This is a genomic window from Cupriavidus sp. 2SB (genome assembly GCF_005503625.1).
In the GTDB taxonomy this organism is placed as follows: domain Bacteria; phylum Pseudomonadota; class Gammaproteobacteria; order Burkholderiales; family Burkholderiaceae; genus Cupriavidus.
Map to the genome: position 1 here is coordinate 136193 of NZ_SCMX01000003.1, position 24852 is coordinate 161044.

Annotated in this window: 21 protein-coding genes and 1 pseudogene; 10 read left to right on the forward strand and 12 right to left on the reverse strand. The window is 63.4% G+C overall.

Annotated features, from left to right (window positions below):
- The first annotated feature begins 281 nt into the window (after window positions 1–281).
- From pilB to FFS21_RS02530, 6 genes are all read left to right on the forward strand, one after another.
- The gene (gene pilB, locus FFS21_RS02505; RefSeq protein WP_137923357.1) at window positions 282–2003 is read left to right on the forward strand and encodes a type IV-A pilus assembly ATPase PilB; all 1722 of its coding nucleotides are present in this window, start codon (window positions 282–284) and stop codon (window positions 2001–2003) included.
- 150 nt (window positions 2004–2153) lie between these two features.
- The gene (locus FFS21_RS02510) at window positions 2154–3416 is read left to right on the forward strand and encodes a type II secretion system F family protein (protein ID WP_137923358.1); all 1263 of its coding nucleotides are present in this window, start codon (window positions 2154–2156) and stop codon (window positions 3414–3416) included.
- Between the two features lie 18 nt (window positions 3417–3434).
- The gene (locus tag FFS21_RS02515; protein WP_283205133.1) at window positions 3435–4334 is read left to right on the forward strand and encodes a prepilin peptidase; all 900 of its coding nucleotides are present in this window, start codon (window positions 3435–3437) and stop codon (window positions 4332–4334) included.
- Between the two features lie 52 nt (window positions 4335–4386).
- Window positions 4387–5013: a dephospho-CoA kinase gene (gene coaE / locus FFS21_RS02520; protein ID WP_137923360.1), complete on the forward strand. Its 627-nt coding sequence runs from the start codon at window positions 4387–4389 to the stop codon at window positions 5011–5013.
- 261 nt (window positions 5014–5274) lie between these two features.
- On the forward strand, window positions 5275–6033 hold the full coding sequence (zapD, locus tag FFS21_RS02525; protein WP_137923361.1) for a cell division protein ZapD: 759 nt from the start codon (window positions 5275–5277) through the stop codon (window positions 6031–6033).
- 6 nt (window positions 6034–6039) lie between these two features.
- A complete protein-coding gene (locus FFS21_RS02530; protein ID WP_130389136.1) occupies window positions 6040–6228 on the forward strand; it encodes a DNA gyrase inhibitor YacG in 189 nt (62 codons plus the stop codon).
- 28 nt (window positions 6229–6256) lie between these two features.
- Here FFS21_RS02530 and FFS21_RS02535 read toward each other — a convergent pair.
- From FFS21_RS02535 to secA, 5 genes and pseudogenes are all read right to left on the reverse strand, one after another.
- Window positions 6257–8291, reverse strand: a pseudogene (locus FFS21_RS02535) (OPT family oligopeptide transporter).
- A gap of 167 nt (window positions 8292–8458) precedes the next feature.
- The gene (locus tag FFS21_RS02540; RefSeq protein ID WP_137923362.1) at window positions 8459–8899 is read right to left on the reverse strand and encodes an NUDIX domain-containing protein; all 441 of its coding nucleotides are present in this window, start codon (window positions 8897–8899) and stop codon (window positions 8459–8461) included.
- Window positions 8900–8905: 6 nt separating this feature from the next.
- Window positions 8906–9796, reverse strand: coding sequence for an ATP-binding protein (locus tag FFS21_RS02545; RefSeq protein WP_137923363.1), 891 nt, complete (start codon window positions 9794–9796; stop codon window positions 8906–8908).
- Between the two features lie 42 nt (window positions 9797–9838).
- Entirely contained in the window at window positions 9839–11065 is a 1227-nt protein-coding gene (gene argJ, locus FFS21_RS02550) for a bifunctional glutamate N-acetyltransferase/amino-acid acetyltransferase ArgJ (RefSeq protein ID WP_137923364.1), read from the reverse strand.
- 148 nt (window positions 11066–11213) lie between these two features.
- A complete protein-coding gene (gene secA / locus FFS21_RS02555; RefSeq protein ID WP_137923365.1) occupies window positions 11214–14006 on the reverse strand; it encodes a preprotein translocase subunit SecA in 2793 nt (930 codons plus the stop codon).
- Window positions 14007–14278: 272 nt separating this feature from the next.
- Here secA and FFS21_RS02560 point away from each other — a divergent pair, with 272 nt between their 5' ends.
- The 3 genes from FFS21_RS02560 to FFS21_RS02570 all read left to right on the forward strand — a co-directional run bounded on the left by FFS21_RS02560 (window position 14279) and on the right by FFS21_RS02570 (window position 16859).
- Window positions 14279–14782, forward strand: coding sequence for a DciA family protein (locus FFS21_RS02560; RefSeq protein ID WP_137923366.1), 504 nt, complete (start codon window positions 14279–14281; stop codon window positions 14780–14782).
- Window positions 14783–14951: 169 nt separating this feature from the next.
- Window positions 14952–16124 (forward strand): M20 aminoacylase family protein, encoded by a 1173-nt coding sequence (locus FFS21_RS02565; protein ID WP_137923367.1) that lies wholly within the window; start codon window positions 14952–14954, stop codon window positions 16122–16124.
- A 33-nt stretch (window positions 16125–16157) separates the two neighbouring features.
- On the forward strand, window positions 16158–16859 hold the full coding sequence (locus FFS21_RS02570; RefSeq protein ID WP_137923368.1) for a hypothetical protein: 702 nt from the start codon (window positions 16158–16160) through the stop codon (window positions 16857–16859).
- Window positions 16860–16935: 76 nt separating this feature from the next.
- Here the strand turns inward: FFS21_RS02570 and lpxC are convergent, their stop codons facing one another.
- The 3 genes from lpxC to ftsZ all read right to left on the reverse strand — a co-directional run bounded on the left by lpxC (window position 16936) and on the right by ftsZ (window position 20098).
- Window positions 16936–17853: a UDP-3-O-acyl-N-acetylglucosamine deacetylase gene (gene lpxC / locus FFS21_RS02575; protein WP_137923369.1), complete on the reverse strand. Its 918-nt coding sequence runs from the start codon at window positions 17851–17853 to the stop codon at window positions 16936–16938.
- Between the two features lie 153 nt (window positions 17854–18006).
- On the reverse strand, window positions 18007–18513 hold the full coding sequence (locus FFS21_RS02580; protein ID WP_137923370.1) for a peroxiredoxin: 507 nt from the start codon (window positions 18511–18513) through the stop codon (window positions 18007–18009).
- Between the two features lie 388 nt (window positions 18514–18901).
- Window positions 18902–20098 carry a cell division protein FtsZ gene (gene ftsZ / locus FFS21_RS02585; RefSeq protein WP_137923371.1) on the reverse strand — a complete coding sequence of 399 codons (1197 nt, stop codon included), beginning with the start codon at window positions 20096–20098 and terminating at the stop codon, window positions 18902–18904.
- On the opposite strand from ftsZ, the gene FFS21_RS02590 reads away from it, so the two are divergent.
- Window positions 20085–20264, forward strand: a complete 180-nt coding sequence (locus FFS21_RS02590; RefSeq protein ID WP_137923372.1) for a hypothetical protein — start codon at window positions 20085–20087, stop codon at window positions 20262–20264. The two genes, ftsZ and FFS21_RS02590, sit on opposite strands and share 14 nt — an antisense overlap.
- A gap of 12 nt (window positions 20265–20276) precedes the next feature.
- On the opposite strand, the gene ftsA is transcribed toward FFS21_RS02590, so the two are convergent.
- The 4 genes from ftsA to murC are packed head-to-tail and all read right to left on the reverse strand — an operon-like array spanning window position 20277 to window position 24843.
- Window positions 20277–21509, reverse strand: a complete 1233-nt coding sequence (gene ftsA, locus FFS21_RS02595; protein ID WP_061955279.1) for a cell division protein FtsA — start codon at window positions 21507–21509, stop codon at window positions 20277–20279.
- Window positions 21506–22414, reverse strand: a complete 909-nt coding sequence (locus FFS21_RS02600; RefSeq protein ID WP_137923373.1) for a cell division protein FtsQ/DivIB — start codon at window positions 22412–22414, stop codon at window positions 21506–21508. Before FFS21_RS02600 ends, ftsA begins: the two co-directional genes overlap by 4 nt.
- 33 nt (window positions 22415–22447) lie before the next feature.
- A complete protein-coding gene (locus tag FFS21_RS02605) occupies window positions 22448–23431 on the reverse strand; it encodes a D-alanine--D-alanine ligase (RefSeq protein ID WP_137923374.1) in 984 nt (327 codons plus the stop codon).
- Complete coding sequence (gene murC / locus FFS21_RS02610) at window positions 23428–24843, reverse strand: UDP-N-acetylmuramate--L-alanine ligase (RefSeq protein ID WP_137923375.1); 1416 nt, start codon at window positions 24841–24843, stop codon at window positions 23428–23430. The genes FFS21_RS02605 and murC overlap by 4 nt, the downstream gene beginning before the upstream one ends.
- Window positions 24844–24852 lie beyond the last annotated feature (9 nt).

Consider the following 24852-nt stretch of genomic DNA (forward strand, 5'->3'; position numbering starts at 1 on the left):
ATCAAACGCAGTATTCACAAAAAGCCGCACAGCAATGTGCGGCTTTTTGTTTTCCCTTCGCGCTCCTGCGCCCCTCGTTTCTCCCCCCTTTTCTTCCCCCCGCGCAAGTAGGGTTGCAGCCGTGTCGCGCAAACGCCAACGGGCCCGCGCGCCGGCTTTACAAAAAGTGACCCCGACGGCAAACTGCCTCGGTCCGGGACTTCGCCCCCGCTCCCACCGCCGTTAACAAGCGCGCGCCTGGCTCCTTCAGGCTGACCTGCGCATCACGCACAGTTTTCGCCATGACACTAGGCTTAGCACTAGCCCAGAGCCGGCGGATCGCACCAGCGCTGCTCGCGCAGCTGGAGCAATCGGCCCGGGAGAAGAAGTCGCAATTGATCGACGAGATCATCGGCAGCGGCACGATGTCCGCGCACGATATCGCGATCTTTGCCGCCGACAAGTACCGCTTGCCGCTGCTCGATCTCGCGCAATACAACCTCAGCCGCGTGCCGCCTGCACTGGCCGGCAACCGCGAATTCCACGCGCATCGGCTGCTGCCGCTGGCGCGGCGCGAGAACCGGCTGATCGTGGCGATGTCCGATCCGGCCAACCAGGCGGGTGTGGAAGCGATCCAGCAGAAGTTCAACCTCCCCGTGGAAACCGTGGTCGTCGAGCACGACAAACTGATGAAGCATGTGCGCGCGGCCGGGGAAGCGCTGGGCACGCTCAAGAATATCTCGCCGGTCACGCCCACCGCGACGAAGATGATCGAGTATGACCCCTCGGCGGCGGCTGCCGCGCGCAAGGGGCCCGGCAACGAGATCGACGATGCGCCGGTGGTCCGGTTCCTCCAGAAGCTGTTGACCGAAGCGTTCAACCGCGGCGCCTCCGACCTCCACTTCGAACCGTTCGAGTTCTTCTACCGCATCCGCTACCGTGTGGACGGCGTGCTGCAGGAGGTTGCGCGTCCGCCGCTCGATATCCGCGACAAGATCGCCACGCGCATCAAGGTGCTGTCGCGCCTGGATATCTCCGAGAAGCGCGTGCCGCAGGACGGCCGCATGAAGCTGCTGATCTCGGTGCCCAAGGACAAGGAAGGCAAGGAAACGACCGACAAGGCCATCGATTTCCGCGTCTCGACGCTGCCGACGCTGTTCGGCGAGAAGATCGTGATGCGGATTCTCGACTCCTCGACCGACAAGCTAGACATCGACCAGCTTGGCTACGAGCCGCAGCAGAAGGCGCTGCTGATGGAGGTCATCAAGCGCCCGTATGGCATGGTCCTTGTGACCGGCCCGACGGGTAGCGGCAAGACCGTGTCGCTCTATACGTTCCTGAACATGTTGAATCAGGGCGACATCAACATCTCCACGGCCGAAGACCCTGCAGAAATCCAGCTGCCCGGCATCAACCAGGTCAACGTCAACGACAAGGCGGGCCTGACCTTTGCGGCGGCGCTGAAGTCGTTCCTGCGGCAGGATCCGGACATCATCATGGTCGGCGAAATCCGGGACCTGGAAACGGCCGATATCTCGATCAAGGCCGCCCAGACGGGCCACCTTGTGCTGTCCACGTTGCACACGAACGACGCCCCCACGACGCTGACACGCCTGATGAACATGGGCGTGGCACCATTCAACATCGCGTCGTCGGTACTCATGATTACCGCGCAGCGTCTGGCGCGCCGGCTGTGTACGTGCAAGAAGGCAGGCGCCCTTGCGCCGCAGGTGCTGATCGACGCAGGATTTGCCGAGGCCGATATCGATGGTTCCTGGACGCCTTATCACCCGGTGGGATGCGAGCGCTGCAACGGCAGCGGCTACAAGGGTCGATGCGGTATCTACCAGGTCATGCCGATTTCGGAAGCCATGCAGCAGATCATCCTGTCGCACGGCACGGCACTGCAGATTGCGGAACAGGCCCGGCGCGAAGGCGTGCTGTCGCTGCGCGACTCGGGGCTGCTGAAGGTCAAGCAAGGGGTGACGTCGCTGGAAGAAGTGCTGGCGACGACGAACAGTTAGCAGCAGAAGCGCAGCAGAAAAGGAAGCCGCCGGGCGCGCAGCCGGGGCGGCTCCAGGAGGGGTAGGCTGCGCAAACGGCATCCGCGCGACGATGCGGATGCCCTAAAAACAAAAGCAGTTCCATAGCAATTCAGTCGGGGGTCAAACATCATGGCGACGCGCGCACCAGCGGCGAGCGCCCGGACGGCAGCACCGTCGCGGGCCAGAGGGCGGAAAGCGCCCACGCAGTACATCTTCGAATGGGAAGCCAAGGACCGGAAGGGCAAGTCCTTCAAGGGCGAGCAGCGGGCCGAGAATCAGGCCGAGGTTTCGGCCACCTTGCGCAAGCAGGGGCTGACCGTCGTCAAGATGAAGAAGCGCAAGGCGGCGCGCGGCAAGAAAATCACAGAGAAGGACATCGCGTACTTCACGCGCCAGCTTTCGACGATGCTCAAGGCGGGCATTCCGCTGCTGCAATCGATCGACATCATCGCGCGCGGCCACTCCAACCCGAACTTCACGCAACTGCTGAACGACATCCGCTTCGACATCGAGGCGGGTAGCAGCATGGCCACGGCGTTCCGGCGCCAGCCGAAGTACTTCGACACGCTCTACTGCAATCTCATCGACGCCGGCGAGCAAGGCGGTATCCTCGACGCGCTGCTCGAGCGGTTGTCGCTGTACATGGAGAAGAGCATCGCGCTGAAGAGCCAGATCAAGTCCGCGATGATCTATCCGATCGCCGTGCTGAGCGTGGCCTTCGCGGTGACGGTGGTGCTGATGATCTTCGTGATCCCGGCCTTCAAGGGCGTGTTCTCTAGCTTCGGCGCGGCACTGCCTGCGCCGACGCAGGTCGTGATCAACATGTCGGACTTCTTTGTCACCTACTGGTATGCGGTGATCGGCATCCCGATCGGATCGATCATCGGATACTTCCACGCTCGCAAGAAGTCGGAGAAGGTGCAGCGCTGGCATGACAAGGCACTGCTGAAAATGCCGATCTTCGGCAGCCTGTTCCGCAAGGCGGTGATCGCGCGCTGGACACGTACGCTCGCCACCATGTTTGCAGCCGGTACGCCGCTCGTGGAATCGATGGAGTCAGTAGCCGGTGCGGCCGGCAACTGGCTTTACTATGATGCGACGCGCGAGATCGAGCAGTCGGTGCGGATCGGTACCAGCCTGACGAATGCGATGCAGGCCACGCATGTATTCGACAACATGGTGCTGCAGATGACGCAGATCGGCGAGGAATCCGGCGCACTGGACAACATGCTGCTGAAAGTGGCGGAGTTCTACGAGCGCGAGGTGGACGACGCCGTTGCCGCTATTTCCAGCCTGATCGAACCGCTGATCATCGTGATCCTCGGCGTGCTGATCGGCGGCATGGTGGTGGCCATGTACCTGCCTATCTTCAAGCTCGGCCAAGTGGTCTAACGAAGGATGGTGTCACCGATGCAAGCCGTACCGGGCGCCAGCGGCGCCATTCCGTTGGTCCCGCTGGACATGCTGGCGGCGCTCCCGCCAGCGTTCCTGATTGTCGTGGCCGGGCTGCTCGGCCTGCTGGTCGGCAGCTTCCTGAATGTCGTGATCCATCGCTTGCCGAAGATGATGGATCACGAAGAAGCCAACTACATTGCCGAACTCCGGGGCGAGCCGCTCCCGCACCCGGAGCGCTACAACCTCATGGTGCCGCGCTCGGCCTGCCCCCACTGCCATCACCAGATTGCGGCGTGGGAGAACATTCCCGTCGTCAGCTATCTGTTCCTGCGCGGGCGCTGCGCATCCTGCAAGACGCCGATCAGCATCCGATATCCGCTCGTCGAGGCCGTGACAGCCGCACTCAGCGCGCTGGCGATGTGGCATTTCGGGCCGACGGTGCAGGCGGTGGCTGCCATTGCCATGCTCTGGTCGCTGGTGGCGCTGTTCATGATCGATGCCGATACCCAGTTGCTGCCCGACCAGATCACACTGCCACTGCTGTGGCTCGGACTGTTGCTGAATCTGCAGGGCTGGTTCGCACCGCTGGCCGATGCCGTCATCGGCGCGGCCGCGGGCTATCTGGTGCTATGGACCGTCAACACGGTCTACCGGCTGGTACGCGGGCACGATGGCATGGGATATGGCGACTTCAAGCTGATGGGGGCGCTGGGCGCGTGGTTCGGCTGGCAGTCACTGCCGCCGCTGATTCTGCTGTCGTCAATCGTGGGAGCCGTGCTCGGCGGCGCGCTGCTGCTCCTGCAACGCAAGGGCAAGGACACACAGTTCCCGTACGGACCGTATATCGTCGGCGCGGGCGTGGTCTACCTGTTCTTCGGCGAGAGCATCCGGCCGCTGGTGCTGCCCGGGCTGTAGTTTCAAAGCTGGTATCGTTAGCGGCATCGCCACTGGAACGACTGTTGCCCCCATGCTGGAAATTGGCCTCACCGGCGGTATCGGCTCCGGCAAGACACGCGTCGCGGACATGTTCGCCGCACGCGGTGCCGCACTGATCGATACCGACCTGCTCGCCCACGAAATCACCGCCCCCGGCGGCCTGGCCATCGCCCCGCTCGTCGAAGCCTTTGGGCCGCGCTGCCTGCGAAGCGATGGCGCGATGGACCGCGATGCCATGCGCGCGCTGGTGTTTTCCGACCCTTCGGCCAAGGCCCGGCTTGAAGCCATCACCCATCCGCTGATCCGCCAACTGACAGAATCGCGCGCCGCCGCAATCCGCGCGGGCGGACAACACCCCTACCTGATTTACGTCGTGCCGCTGCTGGTGGAGTCGGGCACGTGGCGCGCCCGCGTGGGCCGTGTGCTGGTAGTGGATTGCCAGGAATCCACCCAGGAAGCCCGTGTCATGGCGCGCAACGGCTTCTCGCGCGAGCAGGTGCTGGCCATCATGAACCGGCAAGCCACGCGGACCGCTCGACTGGCGGTAGCCGACGACGTGATCGACAACGATGGTCCACCGGAAGCGCTGGCACCCCAGGTGGAAAGACTCGATGCGCTATATCGCTCGCTGTCGTCGTCTGCCCCCGCCTCCGCATAATTGGCTCGATTGCCGCACGATTGCACGCTCGCACGTCCCGCGTACGCCGCTTGAGCGAAATTCGAGGCCGATTCAGTTTGTCCTCGCGCCGTGACTCGCATAGAATGCGCTGAAACATGCTGGCAAATGTGTGCTGCGTGACGACTTTCGGCACAATTGCCGATCACGGGTCAGGCCACAGCCGGCAACGGGCAGCACGTAACGCCCCCGACTGAAACGAACCGCCCGAATGGCCAATCGGCGCGTAGCACGGATACCGACTTGATCCTGTACGAATATCCTTTCAACGAACGCATCAGGACACTCCTGCGCCTGGAGGACCTGTTCGATCGGCTGGATTATTTCCTCGGGCAGGAACATCCGCTGCAGCATCACGTTGCCATCACCACGATCTTCGAAATCATCGATGTGGCGGGCCGAGCCGACCTCAAGACCGATCTGATCAAGGAGCTGGAGCGTCAGCGTCAGGCGCTTGCGCCGCTGCGTGCCAATCCACAGATCGATCAGGACGCGCTGGTTTCCGTCATTACCGAAATCGAACAGGGCATCGCCGCGCTGAACCAGACCGTCGGCAAGGCGGGCCAGCTACTGACCGACAACGAGTGGCTGACCAGTATTCGCAGCCGCGCGATCATTCCGGGCGGCACCTGCGAATTCGATCTCCCGGCCTACTACGCGTGGCAGCACCGGCCTTCCGAAGACCGCCGCGCCGACATTCTCAAATGGGCACGCCCGCTGGCCTCGCTGCGCATGGGTGCCACGATGGTGCTGCGCCTGCTGCGCGAGTCGGGCCAAAGCGGCAAGGTGATCGCCACCGGCGGCAGCTACCAGCAAATGCTCTCCGGCCGCAGCTACCAATTGATGCAGGTGTACCTGGACGAGTCACTGCTGGCCTTCATCCCCGAGATGAGCGCCAACAAGTACATGCTCTGGGTCCGCTTCACGCAGCAGGACGGCGACATGCGCCCGCGCTCGGTGGACGCCGATATCCCCTTCCTGCTCAAACTCTGCAATTTCTGAAGTCCCATGCCTGCCGTCGTCAAATGCCCCACCTGTGCCAAGGACGTGGTCTGGGCACCCGAGAACAAGTTTCGCCCGTTCTGCTCCGAACGCTGCAAGCAAATCGACCTGGGCGCCTGGGCGTCCGAGAAGTACGTGATCGAAGGCAAGCCCGCCGATGCGTCGCCGGAATTGCCTGAGGATAAGGACGACTAGTTCTTGCTGATCCCTTGGTTTTAAGCTATCACCGCGCCGCCAGCACCCTCCTCCAGAACCCCACGCACACCAGCACGAACGCTGCCAGTCCCAGCCACTGCGCAGTACCGGCAAACCCCTCGCCGACCAGTGCCAGAGGCGCCTCCTTGCCTGACAGCCCGATCACCGCTGCCAGCGCCACGCCGATCAAGCTCTCGCCCACGATCAGTCCCGATGCCAGCAGCGTGCCGCGCCGCTCGGCATGATCGAGCACCGTCTTGACATCGTCGCCACGTGCCTCGGCGCGGCGGCGCTCCACTCTCAGCAAGGCCCATGACAATATGGCGCCGACGACCAGTGCCGAACTGATGGTGGGGGGCAGGTAGATGCCGATGCCTACCGCCAGCACGGGAAGCCGCGCCACGCCGCCACGACGGCGCAGCATTTCGTCGATGGCGATCAGCACGACGCCCAGCGCGATGCCAATCAGGATCATCGTCCAGTTCAACTGGTGCGTGAAAATGCCGGTGGCGATGGCCGTCATCAGCGTGGCCTGCGGGGCGGCCAGCGCATGGTTGGGGTCCATGTCTGCACGCGGCAACGCGCCCGCGAAACCATAGGCGTGGTAGAGCAGATCCAGCACCGGAGGAATGACCGCCGCGCCGACTGCACAGCCGATCAGCAGTGCCACCTGCTGCCGCCACGGCGTGGCGCCGACCAGCCATCCGGTCTTCAGATCCTGCAGGTTGTCGTTGGAGATCGACGCTACGGCTACCACGGCCGACGTGGTGAAGATGGCCAGCGCAATCGCAAACTTGCCGCCCTCCGGGGTATCCAGCAGCCCGTCGAGCGTGCCAAGGCCGAGGATCAGCAGCGACACCAGGATCACCGCGATGATGCCAATGCCTGAAATCGGACTCGCGGAGGATCCGACGAGGCCAGCCATATAGCCGCACGCCGCCGCTACCAGAAAGCCGAACACGAACGCGAACAACACCGCGCATCCCACCAGTTTCCATGTTGCCGCGCGGTCCAGCGGCGCCGGCGCCATGAAGTGTCCGAACGTGGCGGCCAGCACCGCGAGCAGCACGACCATTAGCAGGCCGATCCAGATCACCGGCATGTCGCGCTGCGTGCGAGGCAGCTCGCCGCCTTCCCCGGCACCACCTTGACCGCGGATGGCACCCATCGACGCGCGCACACCTTCGACCATCGGCTTGAACAGCGTAGCCAATGTCCAGATGGCGGCGATGCCAATAGTCCCGGCGCCTATGAAACGGGCCTGAGAACTCCAGACCGAGGTCCCAAAGCTCTGCAACGTGGCGCCCGCCGGCATCGGCGTGATGGCCGTCAGCCACGGCACCGCCACGCCCCAGGTCAGAACCAGACCCCAGCAGCATCGCCAGGCCACCGACGATGCCAACCAGATAGCCCGCCCCGACCAACGCCAGCGAGAACCCCATCGACAGCCGCACCACCGACGCGCCCGCTGCAAACCAGGCGTTCGCACCTTCGGCCAGCACGCGCAATCCGCCCGCCGCGAAGCTGAACAGACCGGCCGCCACACCGCCCGCCAGCAGGTCGGCCAGGCCCGTAGCCTGCTTCGCGCCCGAGGCATCCTGTCCCGCGCTGCCAACGCGCAGGATTTCCGCCGCCGCCACACCTTCCGGATACGGCAGGTCGCTCTGCACAACCATTGCATGCCGTAGCGGAATGCTGAAGATAACCCCGAGCATGCCGCCCGCCGCGCAGATGGCGAGCGTCTGCCAGAACGGAAAGCCCTGCCAGTGCCCAAGCATCACCAGTCCGGGCAGGATAAAAATGATCGACGACAGCGTGCCCGCAGCAGATGCCTGCGTCTGCACCATGTTGTTTTCGAGGATGTTCGCGCCCGGGAACAGGCGCAGGACGGCCATCGAGATCACGGCGGCGGGAATGGCCGACGAGAACGTCAGCCCCACCTTGAGGCCCAGGTAGATATTCGACGCGGTGAAGACTACCGTGATCAAGGCACCAAGGATGATGCCGCGTAAAGTCAGTTCGGGCAGCGAGACAGCGTCATCGATACGATCGACACGTTGCATGGAGCCTCCTGAGATTGTGTTGTTGGGTTGTTGGTTGATGGGTGTGAGCCTTTTAGGCTAGCCCTCGCGCGCGCCTCTCTTTCTCCCCTCTCCCGCAAGCGTGAGAGGGGAGCAAACACACGCCAAAAAGAGAAAACCCGGCAATCAGCCGGGTCTCCATCACAACATTAGCCGCGCGACTCTTCCGCCAGCCATTCGACCACCGGGATCGTCGCTGGCAGTAGCGGCCCGACTTCCACGGGCACTGACTGCCAGGAGAACGCCTGACCCTCGCGTCCCACCGGCTCGCCGCGCCAGTCGGTGATCTTGCAGAAATACAGCCGCACATAGGCATGCGGGTAGTCATGTTCCAGCGTGTGCCAGTGCTCGCTGCGCAGGATATCGAGACCGAGTTCCTCGTGTAGTTCCCGCGCCAACGCCGCCTCGACGGTTTCCCCCGGTTCAAGCTTGCCACCCGGGAATTCCCAGTAGCCTTCGTACGGCTTGCCCGCAGGCCGTTGGGCCAGCAGGAAGCGGCCGTCCGGCTGGATCATCACACCGACGGCCACCTCGGTGACCTTGCGGGTCTGCCCGTCGGACGTCGTCACGGTTTCCTCCTGACCACTCATGCTCGGTTATTCCTTGTCCGCGACGAACGGCTTGCCGTGCTTGCCGCCCCAGTCGCGCGCGAACTGCCACGCCACCCGGCCCGAACGAGAACCGCGCTCGAGCGCCCAGACCAGCGCATCGCCGCGTGCCGCCTCGATATCGGCCGCACTGCAGCCGAAGTGCGACAACCAGTGCCCGACGATAGCCAGGTATTCGTCCTGCTTGGGTGGATAGAACGACAGCCACAGCCCGAAGCGCTCGGACAACGAGATCTTTTCCTCCACCACCTCGCCAGGATGGATTTCTCCATCGGACGTGTGCTGGTAGGTCTCGTTGTCTTTCATGTACTCGGGCAGCAGGTGGCGACGGTTCGACGTGGCGTAGATCAGCACGTTGTCCGATTGCGCGGCCACCGATCCGTCAAGCGCCGACTTCAGCGACTTGTAGCCCGACTCGCCGTCCTCGAACGACAAGTCGTCGCAGAACACGACGAAGCATTCAGGCCGCGTGGCCAGCTTCTCCACGATATCGCCCAGGTCGCCCAGATCGTCCTTGTCCACTTCCACCAGCCGCAGGCCATCCTGCACGAATTCGTTCAGGCAGGCCTTGATCAGCGAAGACTTGCCAGTCCCGCGCGCGCCGGTCAGCAGCACGTTGTTGGCCGGCAAATGCTTCACGAACTGGCGCGTGTTGGCCACGATGGCATCCTTCTGACGATCGATGTTCTTTAGATCGGTCAGATGAATCGGCGGCAACTGGCGGATGGCCTGCAGATAGCCGATGTTGCCAAACAGGCTTTGCCGCTTGCGCCACCGGAACGCTACCGCCTCCTTCCAGTCCGCGTCGGTCAGTTCCGGCGGCAACCATTGTTCAAGACGGGCGAGAAAACTGTCGAGGCGTGTAGCGAGGTCGGACATGGGGGCGATGGCTCTGATGCTGAAACTTGAAGTTTTAGGATTTCAGGAACGGTAGTCGGCGTTGATCGACACGTAGTCGTGCGACAGATCGCACGTCCATACAGTCGCTTCCGCATTGCCACGACCCAGTGCGATGCGCACCGTGATCTCGGCCTGCTTCATCACGCGCTGGCCGTCTTCCTCGCGATACTCGGCATTGCGGCCGCCATCGCGAGCCACCCAGACGTCGTCCAGCCACAGGTTGACGCGATCCACGTCGAGGTCATCCACGCCGGCGTATCCCACTGCGGCAAGGATGCGGCCCAGGTTGGGGTCCGACGCGTAGAAGGCCGTCTTCACCAGCGGGGAATGGGCCACGGCATAGGCGATCTGGCGGCATTCCGCCACGTTCTTGCCGCCTTCCACGCGAATCGTCATCAGCTTCGTGGCGCCTTCGCCATCGCGCACGATCATCTGGGCGAGTTCCTGCGCCAGCGAGGTCACGGCATCGCGCAACGCTTCGAAAGCGACACCCTCGGCGCTGTTCACCGTGGCGCCGGATTTGCCCGATGCGATCAGCACGAAGGAATCATTGGTCGAGGTATCGCCGTCAATCGTGATGCTGTTGAACGAGTGATCGGCGGCGTGCGACACGAGCTTCTGGAGCACAGGCTGCGATACGGCGGCATCCGTGGCGATAAAACCCAGCATCGTCGCCATGTTCGGGCGGATCATGCCCGCGCCCTTGCTGATGCCCGACATCGTCACGGTCTTGCCGTCGATCTCCACCGTCCGCGAAGCCGCCTTCGGCTGCGTGTCGGTGGTCATGATCGACTCGGCAGCAGCCAGCCAGTTGTCTGCGCGCGCGTTGGCGATGGCCGCCGGCAGCGCGGCGGTCAAGCGATCCACCGGCAGTTGTTCAAGGATCACGCCGGTCGAGAACGGCAGCACCTGACTGGCGGCGATGCCGAGTTGCCTTGCCAACGCCTCGCACGTGGCGCGTGCGGCGGCCAGTCCCGGCTCACCCGTGCCGGCGTTGGCATTGCCCGTGTTCACCACGAGGGCGCGGATGCCCGCGCCGCCCGTCAGGTGCTCCCGGCAGACCTGAACCGGCGCTGCGCAGAAACGGTTTTGGGTGAACACGCCGGCGACGGTGCTGCCCTCGGCAACTTTCACCACCAGCACGTCCTTGCGGTTGGCCTTGCGGATGCCACCTTCGGCCCAGCCGAGTTCGACACCAGCGACGGATTTCAGGTTTTCTGCCTGCGGCAGTGGCAAGTTCACGGGCATTTGCGTTCCTCTACGGACTTTTACGACTACTCGGTCTATCTGACGAACATGCCCGCTTGAACGCGAGTCCAAGCGGGCATGTTCTTGTTCTATCGCGAAGCGCGGCGCGAAGTCTCCTTCGCGTCGGCGCCTGCAGCGGCGGCTGGCTTCAGCTCAGCTTGCCGTGGCACTGCTTGAACTTCTTGCCCGAGCCGCACGGGCACGGGTCGTTACGGCCAACCTTGGGCATGCCCGCGAGCGCCACGTCGTCGCCCCCCATGGCCGCGGCAGCCGCCATGGCAGTCCCGCTGCGTGCCGAAGCCTGCTCGACCGGGTCGGCACTGCCGGCGAAGTCGTCATGCTTGTACTGCACGTTCTCGAGGTGCGACAAGCCCTCTTCGATCTGCTCCGATGCCTGCTCCAGCTGCTCAGGCGACTGGATCTGCACGTTGAACACCACGCGCGTGACTTCGCTCTTGATGACGTCCAGCAGGCGGGCGAACAGTTCGAACGACTCGCGCTTGTACTCCTGCTTCGGATCCTTCTGAGCGTAGCCGCGCAGGTGAATACCCTGGCGCAGGTGGTCCAGCGCGGCCAGATGCTCGCGCCAGTGCGTGTCGATGCTCTGCAGCATGACCGAACGCTCGAAGCCGGCGAACGACTCGCGTCCCACCTGGGCAATCTTGGCGTCATACGTTTCGCGGGCAGTCTTCAGGACGATGTTCAGCAGTTCTTCGTCCTCGATGCTCTGCGCGGCTTCCACGGTCTTGGCCAGCGGGACGTCGAGGTTCCAGTCCTCGCGCAAACGCTGCTCCAGGCCCGCGATATCCCACTGTTCTTCCATGCTCTCGGCCGGCACGTAGTCGCGGAACAGTTCCACGAGCACGCTCTCGCGCAGGTTGGCCACCATGTCGCCAACGTCCTGCGACTCCAGCACGTCGTTACGCAGCTTGTAGATTTCCTTGCGCTGGTCGTTGGCAACGTCGTCGTACTGCAGCAGTTGCTTGCGGATGTCAAAGTTGCGGCCTTCCACCTTGCGCTGCGCCGATTCGATCGAGCGCGTGACGATACCGGCTTCGATCGGCTCGCCTTCAGGCATCTTCAGGCGCTCCATGATCGCGCGGACGCGGTCACCGGCGAAGATGCGCAGTAGCTGGTCGTCCAGCGACAGGTAGAAGCGCGAGGAACCCGGGTCGCCCTGGCGACCGGCTCGGCCACGCAACTGATTGTCGATCCGGCGCGACTCGTGGCGCTCGGTGCCCACGATATGCAGGCCGCCAGCAGCCTTGACCTGTTCGTGGAGCGATTGCCATTCGTCCTTGAGCTGCGCGATCTTCTGCGCCTTCTCGGCGTCCGACAGGCTCGCATCGGCCTCGATGAACCCTGACTGCTTTTCGACGTTGCCGCCCAGCACGATGTCCGTACCCCGACCGGCCATGTTCGTGGCGATCGTAATCATCTTCGGACGACCCGCCTGCGCCACGATCTCGGCCTCACGTTCGTGCTGCTTGGCATTCAGCACCTGGTGAGGCAGTTTTTCCTTGTTCAGCAGGTCTGACAGATACTCGGACGTTTCGATCGACGTCGTGCCCACCAGCACCGGCTGGCCGCGCTCGAAGCAGTCGCGGATATCGCGCACCACCGCGTCGTAGCGTTCCTTCGACGTCTTGTAGATCTGGTCCTGCAAATCCTGGCGCTGCGCCGGGCGGTTGGTCGGGATCACGACCACTTCCAGGCCATAGATTTCCTGGAATTCGTAAGCTTCGGTGTCGGCCGTGCCGGTCATGCCGGCCAGCTTCTCGTACATCCGGAAATAGTTCTGGAACGTGATCGTCGCCAGCGTCTGGTTTTCCTGCTGGATCGACACGCCTTCCTTGGCTTCCACGGCCTGGTGCAGGCCATCGGACCAGCGGCGCCCCGTCATCAGGCGGCCCGTGAACTCGTCGACGATGATGACTTCGTCGTTCTGCACCACGTAGTGCTGGTCACGATGGAACAGGCTCTGCGCGCGCAGGGCGGCGTACAGGTGGTGCATCAACGTGATGTTCTGTGGCGCGTAGAGCGATTCGCCCTCGCCGATCAGGCCCTGTGCAGCCAGGATCTGCTCCGCCTTTTCGTGGCCAGCCTCGGTCAGGTAGACCTGATGGCCCTTCTCGTCCACGTAGTAGTCGCCCGGTTTTTCCACGCCCGTGCCATCGGACTTTTCCTCGCCGATCTGGCGCTCCAGCAGCTTGGGAATGCCGTTCATGCGCTGGTAGAGATCGGTCTGGTTCTCGGCCTGACCCGAGATGATCAGCGGCGTGCGCGCTTCGTCGATCAGGATCGAGTCCACTTCGTCGACGATGGCGTAGTGCAGCGGCCGCTGTACCCGCTGCGACGGGTCATAGACCATGTTGTCGCGCAGGTAGTCGAAGCCGAATTCGTTGTTGGTGCCGTAAGTGATGTCGGCGTTGTACGCCACCTGCTTCTGATCGTGCGGCATCTGCGACAGGTTCACACCTACCGACAGGCCCAGGAAGTTATACAGGCGTCCCATCCACTCGGCATCGCGCTGGGCCAGGTAGTCGTTCACGGTGACGACGTGCACGCCCTTGCCGGTCAACGCATTCAGGTACACGGCCAGGGTGGCGGTCAGCGTCTTGCCTTCGCCGGTGCGCATTTCCGCGATCTTGTTGTCGTTCAGGACCATGCCACCGATCATCTGCATGTCGAAGTGGCGCATCTTCATGACGCGCTTGCTGGCTTCGCGGCAGACGGCAAAGGCCTCGGGCAACAGGGATTCCAGCGACTCGCCACCGGCATGGCGCTGCCGGAAGATCTCGGTCATGCCACGCAGTTCGTCGTCCGACAGCGACTCGAACTTCGGTTCGAGCGCATTGATCTGTGCCACCGTGCGGCGATATTGCTTGATCAGCCGCTCATTGCGGCTGCCGAAGACTTTCTTGAGAAGGCCCGTGATCATCGAGTGCTTTCACCTGCGCGAGCAACCGGCAGGAACCAGGTCGACCGAGCGCGAGGAATGAGTAGATTGGCGCGAAACGCCGAGTTTATCATGTGCCGATGTCCTGACCCGGCGTATTGCCAGCGCAGATTCTGCACAGTTACAACGGCTCTGGCGTAGTTCGGAACCCGGTCCCGGACTACGCCAGCAGGTTGGGACTGACGCGGTGACTTCAATGTTCCGTCCACGGGTCTGATAGGTGCTCCCCGGGTATTGCGCGCTAGAATGCGCGCATGCGCATGTTCACCCACCACGCCCTGCAGACCCCTGCCGCCAAGCCCCTGCAAGACTGGCTGGCCAAGTCCGGGCCGGTCTCCACGCTGATGCAGACCGCCCGGCAACTGGCCCTGCTGGAGGCGGAGGTTTTTGGGCTGCTCCCGCCCGGCATGCGGGCCGGTATCGCCGTGGCCGGTGTGAAGTCCGACAATCGGGGACCGCAAGCGGAGCACACGCTCCTGCTGCTGGCAGCCCATGGCGCGGCTGCGGCCCGCGTCCGCCAAGTGGTGCCGACGCTACTCTCGAGACTGCAGCAACGTGGCTCCCAGGTCACCGCAATCCGGGTACGCGTACAACCCGAAGTCGGACGTGGCGACTGGGACACTGGGCCGGTCGAGCGCAAGCCGCGCGGCGCCAATCTGCCGGAACTCGGTCTGCGCAGCATGGATGCACTGGCGCGCGATCTCGAGGATTCTCCACTCAAGGACGCCGTGCAGGCGTTGCTGGCACGCCACCGCTGAGTCTGCCGCCTGCGTTTGGAGCAGGCTGGAATTGACGCATCTCGCTATCCCGCAGAACGACCACCGCTGAAACGGCGACGGTTGACCACGAACAAGGAAGCGCCTCCCTGATCACCGCATTCTTTTCCCGGCCAACCCTTAACTTTTTGCCGGAATCAGGAGAGCGATCATGTATCAGGGCATTCTTCAAGCCATCACCGAAAGCGCGGATCGTTTCATCGAGATCCGGCGCCAGATCCATCAATTCCCGGAGGTCGGTTTTACCGAAACCAGAACGGGCGACCTGGTAGCAGAAATGCTGAAAGGCTGGGGCTACGAGGTCTCTCGCGGCATGGCCAAGACCGGCGTGGTCGGAACGTTGAAGGTGGGTAGCGGCAAAAAGCGGGTCGGCATTCGCGCAGATATGGACGCCCTGCCGATGGCCGAGACCAGCGGAAAAGCGTGGAGCAGCACGGTTCCAGGGAAATTCCACGGCTGCGGGCACGACGGGCATACGGCAATTCTTCTATGCGCCGCCGAGTATCTCGCCAGAACCAGAAATTTCGACGGCACCTTGCACCTGATTTTCCAGCCGGCCGAAGAACTGCTCTACGGCGGCAAGGTCATGGTCGACGATGGCTTGTTCAGGGAATTTCCCTGCGACGCCATTTTCGCCATGCACAACATGCCGGGATTCAAGGAGTGCGAGTTCTATTTCCGCGAAGGCGCATTCATGGCGTCGTCCGATACCTTGCACATCGAAATCCATGGCGTGGGCGGGCACGGTGCCATTCCTGAAAAGGCCATCGACGCCACGCTCGTCGCCTGCCACATTGGCACGGCGCTACAAACCATCGTGTCGCGCAGTGTCTCGCCGTTCGAAGCTGCGGTGATCACCATCGGCAGTATCCAATCCGGCGAGGCCCCGAACATCATCAACAGCAAGGCGCTGATGAAGCTTAGTGTGCGCTCCCTGAATCCCGCCGTCCGCGCGGTGCTGCTGAAGCGTATCGGAGAAGTGGCGCAGATGCAGGCGCAGAGTTTCGGCGCTACCGCCGAAGTGATGCACGTCAACGGCAGTCCGGTGCTGATCAATGGCAGCGAGGCCACCGATTTTGCCGCCCGGGTAGCGCGCGACATGTTCGGGGCAGAGCGGGTGCACACCGACGCGCCGCAACTGCCGGGCAGCGAAGACTTTGCCTTCATGCTCGAGGCCAATCCCAATGGCAGCTACATGCTAATCGGCGCCGGTGACGAGCCGGGCTACTGCATGGTCCACAACCCGGGCTACGACTTCAACGACAAATGCCTGGTTCCCGCCGCCGCCTATTGGTGCGCCATCACCGAAGCCTACCTGAAGTAGTCCGGGCCTTCATATGACCACAGGGAGCCACTCATGAAAATGCAGGACCTGGCGCTGCTAGCCCTGCTTGGGCTGATCATGCTGCCCTTTGTCGCCTCATCGGCATTGCTCGACGCCTATAAAGGCTTCAATGCCGAACACGGCATGGTGATGGCATTCATCAAGTTCGGTGTCCTGGCAACACTGGGGGAAGTGATCGGGCAGCGCATCCGGACCGGCGGCTACCGGCTGGCACGCTTTGGTGTTCTGCCGAAGATGGTGGTGTGGGGGATTCTCGGCCTGTTCATCAGCATCGCGTTCAAGGTCTTTGCCATCGGCTCGCCGTATTGCGCCGAGTACTTGGGACTGGATGGCGTCGTCGCCGCCATGAACGGCGGATTCTCGATGCTGAAACTGGCGGGCGCGCTCACCATCAGCGCCCTGATGAACCTGATCTTCTCGCCGGTCATGATGACCGCGCACAAGGTTACGGACATGCATATCGCCCGTCATCAGGGATCGCTGCGCGCGCTGTGCCGGCCCATCGCCGTCGCAGAACATCTGAAGGCGATGGACTGGCAGACGCAGTGGGGATTCGTGTTCAAGAAGACGATTCCGCTCTTCTGGCTCCCGGCTCATGGACTGACCTTCCTGCTGCCGCCGGATTCGCAGATCCTGTTCGCGGCATTGCTCGGTGTCGCACTCGGCATCGTCCTGGCCATTGCAGGTCCCAAGCCGGCGACTGCGCAAGCCTGAGCAAAAGGAATGGCATGAAAAAAACCCCGCGCTCTTGCGAACGCGGGGTTTTTTTTCGGTTTAACCGGGCTGGCCGTCAGGCAAATGCCGGCTGGGCCTGCGGCAGGAAGGCCACTGGGGCTTCCTCGATCTTGTCGAACGTCACGAATTCGTAGGCTTCCTGATCGGCCAGCAATGCGCGCAGGAGCTGGTTGTTCAGGCCGTGGCCGGACTTGTGTGCCACGTACGAACCGATCAGCGGATGGCCCACCACGTACAGGTCACCGATCGCATCGAGGATCTTGTGGCGCACGAACTCGTCGCCGTAACGCAGTTCCTCGTTATTGAGCATGCGGTGCTCGTCCAGCACGATGGCGTTGTCCAGGCTGCCGCCACGGGCCAGGCCCATTTCGCGCAAAGCTTCCACCTCATGGGCGAATCCAAACGTGCGTGCACGGGCAATTTCACGGACGTAACTCGTATCGGCGAAATCGATCGTGAAAGTCTGGCCAGTCTTGTCGACGGCCGGATGGCGGAAGTCGATGGTGAAGGCCAGCTTGAAGCCGAAGAATGGTTCCAGACGTGCGAGCTTGTCGCCCTCACGCACTTCTACGGCTTTCTTGACGCGGATGAAACGCTTGGCGGCGGGCTGCTCTTCAATACCCGCCGACTGCAGCAGGAATACGAAGGATGCGGCGCTGCCATCCATGATCGGGATTTCCTCGGCGTCGACATCCACATAGAGATTGTCGATACCCAGGCCGGCGCAGGCCGACATCAGATGCTCGACCGTCGAGACGCGCGCGCCGTCCTTCTGCAATACCGACGCCAGGCGAGTATCGCCAATAGCGGACGCCGCCACGGGAATCTCCACGGCTTCGGGAAGATCGACGCGAGTGAAAACGATGCCGGCATCGGCGGGAGCAGGCCTCAAGGTCAGCGTCACTTTGCGGCCCGAGTGCAAACCAATGCCAACCGTCTTCACCAGGGATTTGATAGTGCGCTGTTTGAGCATGACGGCCTCAACTATTATTAAAAGCTATTGGGCGAAAATTCTAATAAGGCGATGCTACCACCAACCGGTGTACTGCGCTGCACCAAACTGTTTCCGCCTGTTAGACATGTAAGTAAAGCGCCCAATAAGGCACTTAATGACAAAGCTTTCGTATCAGTCGCGCAACGCTGCAAGCACCGCTTCAGCGCTGCTGACCTGGAATGCGCCAGGTTCCTCGACGAACAGGTGCGTCACCGCGCCGTCGTCGATGACCATGGCGTAGCGCTTCGCCCGGACACCCAGACCACGCTGGCTCAGGTCCTGGTCGAGGCCGAGCGCCTTCGCCCACTGGGCGGCGCCGTCGGCCATCATGCGCACCTTGTCGCCGGCGTGCTGCTCACGGCCCCACGCGCCCATCACGAAAGCGTCGTTGACCGAATGGCACCAGACCTCATCCACGCCTGCGGCACGCAGATCGTCGATCAGTTGAACGTAGCCCGGCACATGCTTGGCCGAGCAGGTCGGCGTGAACGCGCCGGGTAGGCCGAACACCACGATCTTCTTGCCCTTGACGAGTTCGGTCACCTGGAAAGCGTTGGGACCGAGGGCGCAGCCACCCGATTCCGTTTCGAAGAATTCGTACAGCGTTGCGTCCGGGACGCGCTGGCCAACTGCGATCATGGAATTGTGCCCTCTTGGTGAAAACCCTGCCTGCATCATAGAGACTGACATCACCGCGACCAAGCACGGTTTTACGTCAGGTGCGGCAGGCATTACATGCGATAGAAACGCCGCGCGGCGCGTCTTCTGGACGCGCCGCGCGGACGAGTACATCCCGCCGCCGGAGGCGGGAGATGAGTCCGGGGAGGCGGCCGATGGCCCGCCTGTCCCGGCAACGGGATGCGATGGACGACATGGGGCGCGGGCGCGGCACAGCCGGGCGCCCTGACGGGTATCGCGTCAGTCCAGGCAATCGCCGAGCGGATAGGGAGCGCTCGCGCGACGCGTAAAGGACCAAGGACCACCTGCCAGGCGTACGGCTGTTACCGCTGCCCTGCCGGAGCCCAACTCAGTCTGCCTGCTTGCGCAGGAAGGCCGGGATGTCGTACGTATCCACACCCTTTTCCTGCAGTGCCGCCACGTGAGCCGATGCGGACTCACGCGAGCTGCGCCACACGGCGGGCGTATCCAGGTTGCTGTAGTCCGGCGCGGCGTGCGCGTGCGACGTGGCGGCGGTCATGCCCGACATCATCTGCACCGGCATGTTGTCCGTACCGGTCTTCAGCAGCGTCATCGGCTGCTGCTTCTTGGCCGAACGGCCCAGGCCCGTTGCCACCACGGTCACGCGCAGTGCGTCGCCCATCGCGTCGTCGTACACCGTACCGAAAATCACGGTCGCATCTTCCGCGGCATAGCTGCGGATCGTGTTCATGACTTCCTTGGTTTCCGACAGCTTCAGCGAGCGGCTGGCCGTGATGTTGACCAGCACGCCACGCGCGCCGGACAGATCCACGCCTTCCAGCAGCGGGCTGGCCACAGCCTGCTCGGCAGCCAGGCGGGCGCGGTCCACGCCAGACACGGTTGCCGTGCCCATCATGGCCTTGCCTTGTTCGCCCATCACCGTCTTCACGTCTTCAAAGTCGACGTTCACCAGACCATCGACATTGATGATTTCAGCGATGCCAGCCACAGCGTTGTGCAGCACGTCATCGGCGCACTGGAAGCACTTGTCCATCTCGGCGTCGTCGCCCATGACTTCGAAGAGCTTTTCGTTGAGCACGACGATCAGCGAATCCACCGACGATTCCAGCTCGCCCGAACCATGTTCGGCCACCTTGGCGCGGCGGGCGCCTTCGAAGTCGAACGGCTTGCTGACCACGCCCACGGTCAGGATGCCCATTTCCTTGGCCACCTGTGCCACGATCGGCGCGGCACCGGTACCGGTACCGCCGCCCATGCCGGCAGTGATGAAGACCATGTGTGCGCCACGCAGCGAATCGGCGATCTGCTCGCGCGCCTGCTCTGCGCAGTTGCGGCCCACCTCAGGCTTGGCGCCAGCGCCCAGCCCCGTATTGCCGAGTTGCAGCACGCGCGACGCGCTGGAGCGCTTCAGAGCCTGGGCATCCGTGTTCATGCAGATGAATTCCACGCCCTGCACACCACGGCTGATCATGTGCTGCACGGCGTTGCCGCCCGCACCGCCCACGCCCACCACCTTGATGATGGTGCCGTCCTGAATCTCCGTTTCGATCATGTCAAAGTCCATCACTGCCTCCGAGAAAAATCAGTCCCCAAACGCTGCAGCCTCCCCGCCGCAACCCTTGGCTCCTGAACAAGAAACCATCAAAAACTGCCTGGCCAATATGGCCGGTGAAACGTCTGACCTGCTCTTCGTGCCGCGATTCGGGATCACGGCACTGAATCTTTCCTGACACGCGACGGCTTCAGAAGTTGCCGACGAACCATTCCTTCATGCGTGTCCACACCTGCTTGACCTGTCCGCTCTGCACCGCCACCTTGCGCCCGCGCATGCGCTGCACGCAGCCTTCCTGCAGTAGCCCCATCACGGTCGAATAACGCGGGCTCTTCACCACCTCGTGCAGGTTGCCGCGATACTCGGGCACACCCACGCGCACGGGCTTCAGGAAGATGTCCTCGCCCAGTTCGACCATGCCCGGCATCATCGCCGTGCCGCCGGTGATCACCACGCCCGACGACAGCAGTTCCTCGTAGCCCGACTCGCGCACCACCTGATGCACCAGCGAATAGAGTTCCTCGATGCGCGGCTCGATGACCGCCGCCAGCGCCTGCCGGCTCAACGTGCGGGTACCGCGATCGCCAACACCAGGCACTTCGATCATGTCTTCCGGATCGGCAATCGCCTGCTTGGCAATGCCGTACTGCATCTTGATATCCTCGGCATCGGGCGTCGGCGTACGCAGCGCCATCGCGATGTCGTTGGTGATCTGGTCACCGGCGATGGGAATCACCGCCGTATGGCGGATCGCGCCTTCGCTGAAGATGGCGATGTCGGTCGTGCCGCCGCCGATATCGACCAGCACCACGCCCAGTTCCTTCTCGTCCTCTGTCAGCACGGCCAGGCTCGACGCCAGCGGCTGCAGGATCAGGTCATGCACTTCCAGCCCGCAGCGGCGCACGCACTTGACGATGTTCTGCGCCGCGCTGACCGCGCCGGTCACGATATGCACCTTTACTTCCAGGCGGATGCCGCTCATCCCGATAGGCTCGCGCACATCTTCCTGGCCGTCGATGATGAATTCCTGCGTCAGGATGTGCAGGATCTGCTGGTCGGTCGGGATATTGACCGCCTTGGCGGTTTCGATCACGCGGGCCACGTCCGTCTGCGTGACCTCCTTGTCCTTGATCGCCACCATGCCGCTGGAGTTGAAGCTGCGGATATGGCTGCCGGCGATACCGGTGAACACCTCGGCAATCTTGCAGTCGGCCATCAGTTCGGCCTCCTCCAGCGCGCGCTGGATCGACTGCACGGTGGCTTCGATGTTGACCACGACCCCCTTCTTCAGACCCTTGGACTCGGACTGACCCATCCCGATGACCTCGTAGCTGCCGTCGGGGCGCAGTTCCGCCACCACGGCCGCCACCTTCGAGGTGCCGATGTCGAGACCGACCAGTAGGTCCTTGTATTCCTTGCTCATCGACTTTTCTCCGCGTTCTTGCTCTTGAGTCGCGTCGGATTGTTATTGGTATTACCGGCCGAAGCCGCCTGGGGCGCCGCCGCCGTGCCTGTGGCCGCCGCCTTCGCCGCTGCCTTGGCTGCCGCGGCGGCCTGGGCATCGGTCAGGAAGCGCACGCTGGCCGCGCGGATCGCAAAACCATTGGGGTAGCGCAGGTCGGCATACTCGATCTGCTTGCCCCACTGCTCCGTCAACTGCGGCCACGAGGCCACGAAGCGCTTCACCCGCGCCTCCATGGCAGCGCGGTCTTCATCGTTCTGCTCGCGGCCGAGTTCGACCACCATGCCGTTGGACAACTTCGCGCGCCACGCGTAGCGGCCCGACAGCGCCACCGCCAGCGGCTCGGCCTTCATCGGCCGGAACCACTCGCGCATGATTTCCAGCTTTTCCACTACGTCTTCCTCGCTGTCCTGCGGGCCATCCAGCGCCAGCAGTTGCGCATCCTCTTCGGCCTCGGCCGTGTTGGCCACGAACACCTCGCCGTAGGTGTTTATCAACCGGCCGCTGTCCGGGCTGCCCCACGTGCCCAGCGCCTCGTGCTCTTCCACCTGCACCGCCAGCCCGTTCGGCCATTCGCGCCGTACGCTGGCGTGGCGCACCCAGGGCACCGACTCGAACGCCTGGCGGGCCGCGTTCAGGTCCAGCGTGAAGAAATTGCCCGTCAGCTTGCCCAGCGCGTTGGCGCGCACGCTCGGCGCGTTCACGTGTCGCAGCTGACCACCTTCCATCGAGGTCAGCTCCACATGCGTGATGCCGAACACGGGCCGCTGCGCCAACCACAGCAACCCCGCGCCAAGCGCCATGAGCGCCACCAGCGCGTAGAGCGCTGAGGCGATCAGGTTGAGCAGGCGCGCGTTATGCCACATGGTTGGTCGGGTCTTCGGGTTGTCGTTTCAGGGTTACTCGGGCTTCCAATGCTCGTTCGGATGCAGATCCAGCGTGGCCATCGCCAGCACCTGCATCACGAAATCCTCGTAGCTGATGCCCTGCGCGCGCGCCGCCATCGGCACGAGCGAATGGCCGGTCATGCCAGGCGAGGTATTCATTTCGAGCAGGTACGGCTTGCCGTCGCGCGTCAACATCACGTCCGCGCGGGCCCAGCCTCGGCAACCCAGTACGCGGAATGCTTCGACGGCCAGCGCGCGGACTTCGTTCTCCAGCGCTTCAGGCAAAGTCGAGGGGCACAGGTATTGGGTATCGTCAGTAAAGTACTTATTTTGATAGTCGTAGTTCGACTCAGGCGCAACAATCTTGATAACTGGCAGCGCCGCGGCGCTCGCGCCCTCGCCCACGACCGGGCAAGTCAGCTCCGCGCCGTCGATGAAGGACTCGGCGATGACGTCGTTATCCAAGTCGGCGGCCTTCTGGAACGCGGCCTGCATCTGGTCGGCGGCGGTCACCTTGGTCAGGCCGATCGACGAACCTTCGCGTGCCGGCTTGACGATCAGCGGCAGGCCCAGGTCACGCACCACGGCGTCGAAATCTGTGTTCGCGTCCAGCATCGCAAAGCGCGGCGTCGCCAGGCCGTGGGTCATCCACAGCCGCTTGGTCGCCTGCTTGTCCATCGCCAGCGCCGAGGCCAGCACGCCGCTACCGGTGTAGGGCACGCCCAGTTGTTCGAGCAGGCCCTGCATCGTGCCGTCCTCGCCGTAGCGGCCATGCAGGGCGATGAAGACGCGGTCGAACTTGGCTGCAGCGAGCTCCGCCACGGACTGCAAGGCGGGATCGAACGCGTGCGCGTCCACGCCACGGGACTTCAGCGCGGCCAGCACGCCGTTGCCGGACATCAGCGAGATCTCGCGCTCGGCGGACTTGCCGCCCAGCAGCACGCCAACCTTGCCCAGCGATTTCGGATCGATATTGGGTTGGGCCACGAAACTCATTGCTGGCCTCCCGTCTGGTGCGACACCAGTTGTCCCGGTACGGCGCCGATCGAGCCGGCACCCATTGTCACGACCACATCGCCAGGTCGCACGGCATTCAGGATCGACTGGGACATATCCTCGATCTGTTCCACAAAAACGGGTTCCACCTTGTTTGCCACGCGCAACGCGCGGGTCATGGCGCGGCCATCGGCGGCCACGATCGGTGCCTCGCCAGCGGCATAGACTTCCGCCAGCAGCAGCGCATCCACGGTGCCGAGCACCTTCACGAAGTCCTCGAAGCAGTCGCGCGTCCGGGTAAAGCGGTGCGGCTGGAAGGCCAGCACCAGCCGGCGGCCCGGGAACGCGCCGCGTGCGGCGGCCAGCGTGGCGGCCATTTCCACCGGGTGGTGGCCGTAGTCGTCCACCAGCGTGAACGTGCCGACGCCGTCGGGCGTCGCCACTTCACCATATCGCTGGAAGCGGCGACCCACGCCATGGAACTCGCGCAGCGCCTTGACGATGGCGGCGTCGGGCACCTCCAGTTCGGTGGCGATGGCGATGGCGGCCAGTGCGTTCTGCACGTTGTGGTCGCCCGGCAGGTTCAGCACGATATCCAGCGGCGGCTCGGCGTGGCCGTTCAACTGGCGCAGCACCGTGAAATGCATCTGGCCATCCACGGCGCGCGCGTTGATGGCACGGATCTGGGCGTCCTCGGCAAAGCCGTAGCGGACCACGGGCTTGGACACGAACGGCAGGATCTCGCGCACGTTCGGATCATCGACGCATACCACGGCGATGCCGTAGAACGGCAGTCGCTGCGTGAACTCCACGAACGCCTGCTTGAGCCGGGCAAAGTCATGCCCGTAGGTGTCCATGTGGTCGGCGTCGATGTTGGTGATGACTTCCATCACCGGGAACAGGTTCAGGAACGACGCGTCCGACTCATCGGCCTCGGCCACGATGAAATCACCGGTGCCCAGCCGCGCGTTGGCGCCAGCCGAATTCAGCCGGCCGCCGATCACGAACGTCGGGTCCAGCCCGCCTTCGGCCAGCACCGAGGCCACGAGGCTGGTCGTGGTCGTCTTCCCGTGCGTGCCGGCGATGGCCACGCCCTGCTTCAGGCGCATCAGTTCGGCCAGCATCACCGCCCGCGGCACCACCGGGATGCGCTTGGCGCGTGCGGCCAGGACTTCGGGATTTTCATTGGCCACCGCGGTGGATACCACCACGGCGTTGGCGCCTTCCACGTTCGCGGCATCATGGCCGTGGCAAACGCGTGCGCCGAGCGAGGCCAGGCGCCGCGTGGCAGCATTGCTGCCCATGTCGGAGCCCGAGACCTTGTAGCCCAGGTTCAGCAGGACCTCCGCGATGCCGCTCATTCCGACACCGCCGATGCCTACGAAGTGGATATTCTTGACGATATGCTTCATGGAATTCGT

What these genes read in the sequence shown, in the direction of transcription:
- FFS21_RS02560 (WP_137923366.1), top strand. Translation starts at nt 14,279, where the DNA reads ATGCGCATGTTCACCCACCACGCCCTGCAGACCCCTGCCGCCAAGCCC.
- FFS21_RS02545 (WP_137923363.1), bottom strand. Translation starts at nt 9,796, where the DNA reads ATGTCCGACCTCGCTACACGCCTCGACAGTTTTCTCGCCCGTCTTGAA.
- FFS21_RS02570 (WP_137923368.1), top strand. Translation starts at nt 16,158, where the DNA reads ATGAAAATGCAGGACCTGGCGCTGCTAGCCCTGCTTGGGCTGATCATG.
- argJ (WP_137923364.1), bottom strand. Translation starts at nt 11,065, where the DNA reads ATGCCCGTGAACTTGCCACTGCCGCAGGCAGAAAACCTGAAATCCGTC.
- coaE (WP_137923360.1), top strand. Translation starts at nt 4,387, where the DNA reads ATGCTGGAAATTGGCCTCACCGGCGGTATCGGCTCCGGCAAGACACGC.
- FFS21_RS02530 (WP_130389136.1), top strand. Translation starts at nt 6,040, where the DNA reads ATGCCTGCCGTCGTCAAATGCCCCACCTGTGCCAAGGACGTGGTCTGG.
- murC (WP_137923375.1), bottom strand. Translation starts at nt 24,843, where the DNA reads ATGAAGCATATCGTCAAGAATATCCACTTCGTAGGCATCGGCGGTGTC.
- FFS21_RS02600 (WP_137923373.1), bottom strand. Translation starts at nt 22,414, where the DNA reads ATGTGGCATAACGCGCGCCTGCTCAACCTGATCGCCTCAGCGCTCTAC.
- lpxC (WP_137923369.1), bottom strand. Translation starts at nt 17,853, where the DNA reads ATGCTCAAACAGCGCACTATCAAATCCCTGGTGAAGACGGTTGGCATT.
- FFS21_RS02510 (WP_137923358.1), top strand. Translation starts at nt 2,154, where the DNA reads ATGGCGACGCGCGCACCAGCGGCGAGCGCCCGGACGGCAGCACCGTCG.
- FFS21_RS02515 (WP_283205133.1), top strand. Translation starts at nt 3,435, where the DNA reads ATGCAAGCCGTACCGGGCGCCAGCGGCGCCATTCCGTTGGTCCCGCTG.
- ftsA (WP_061955279.1), bottom strand. Translation starts at nt 21,509, where the DNA reads ATGAGCAAGGAATACAAGGACCTACTGGTCGGTCTCGACATCGGCACC.
- FFS21_RS02605 (WP_137923374.1), bottom strand. Translation starts at nt 23,431, where the DNA reads ATGAGTTTCGTGGCCCAACCCAATATCGATCCGAAATCGCTGGGCAAG.
- secA (WP_137923365.1), bottom strand. Translation starts at nt 14,006, where the DNA reads ATGATCACGGGCCTTCTCAAGAAAGTCTTCGGCAGCCGCAATGAGCGG.
- FFS21_RS02590 (WP_137923372.1), top strand. Translation starts at nt 20,085, where the DNA reads ATGTCAAAGTCCATCACTGCCTCCGAGAAAAATCAGTCCCCAAACGCT.
- FFS21_RS02580 (WP_137923370.1), bottom strand. Translation starts at nt 18,513, where the DNA reads ATGATCGCAGTTGGCCAGCGCGTCCCGGACGCAACGCTGTACGAATTC.
- FFS21_RS02540 (WP_137923362.1), bottom strand. Translation starts at nt 8,899, where the DNA reads ATGAGTGGTCAGGAGGAAACCGTGACGACGTCCGACGGGCAGACCCGC.
- ftsZ (WP_137923371.1), bottom strand. Translation starts at nt 20,098, where the DNA reads ATGGACTTTGACATGATCGAAACGGAGATTCAGGACGGCACCATCATC.
- pilB (WP_137923357.1), top strand. Translation starts at nt 282, where the DNA reads ATGACACTAGGCTTAGCACTAGCCCAGAGCCGGCGGATCGCACCAGCG.
- FFS21_RS02565 (WP_137923367.1), top strand. Translation starts at nt 14,952, where the DNA reads ATGTATCAGGGCATTCTTCAAGCCATCACCGAAAGCGCGGATCGTTTC.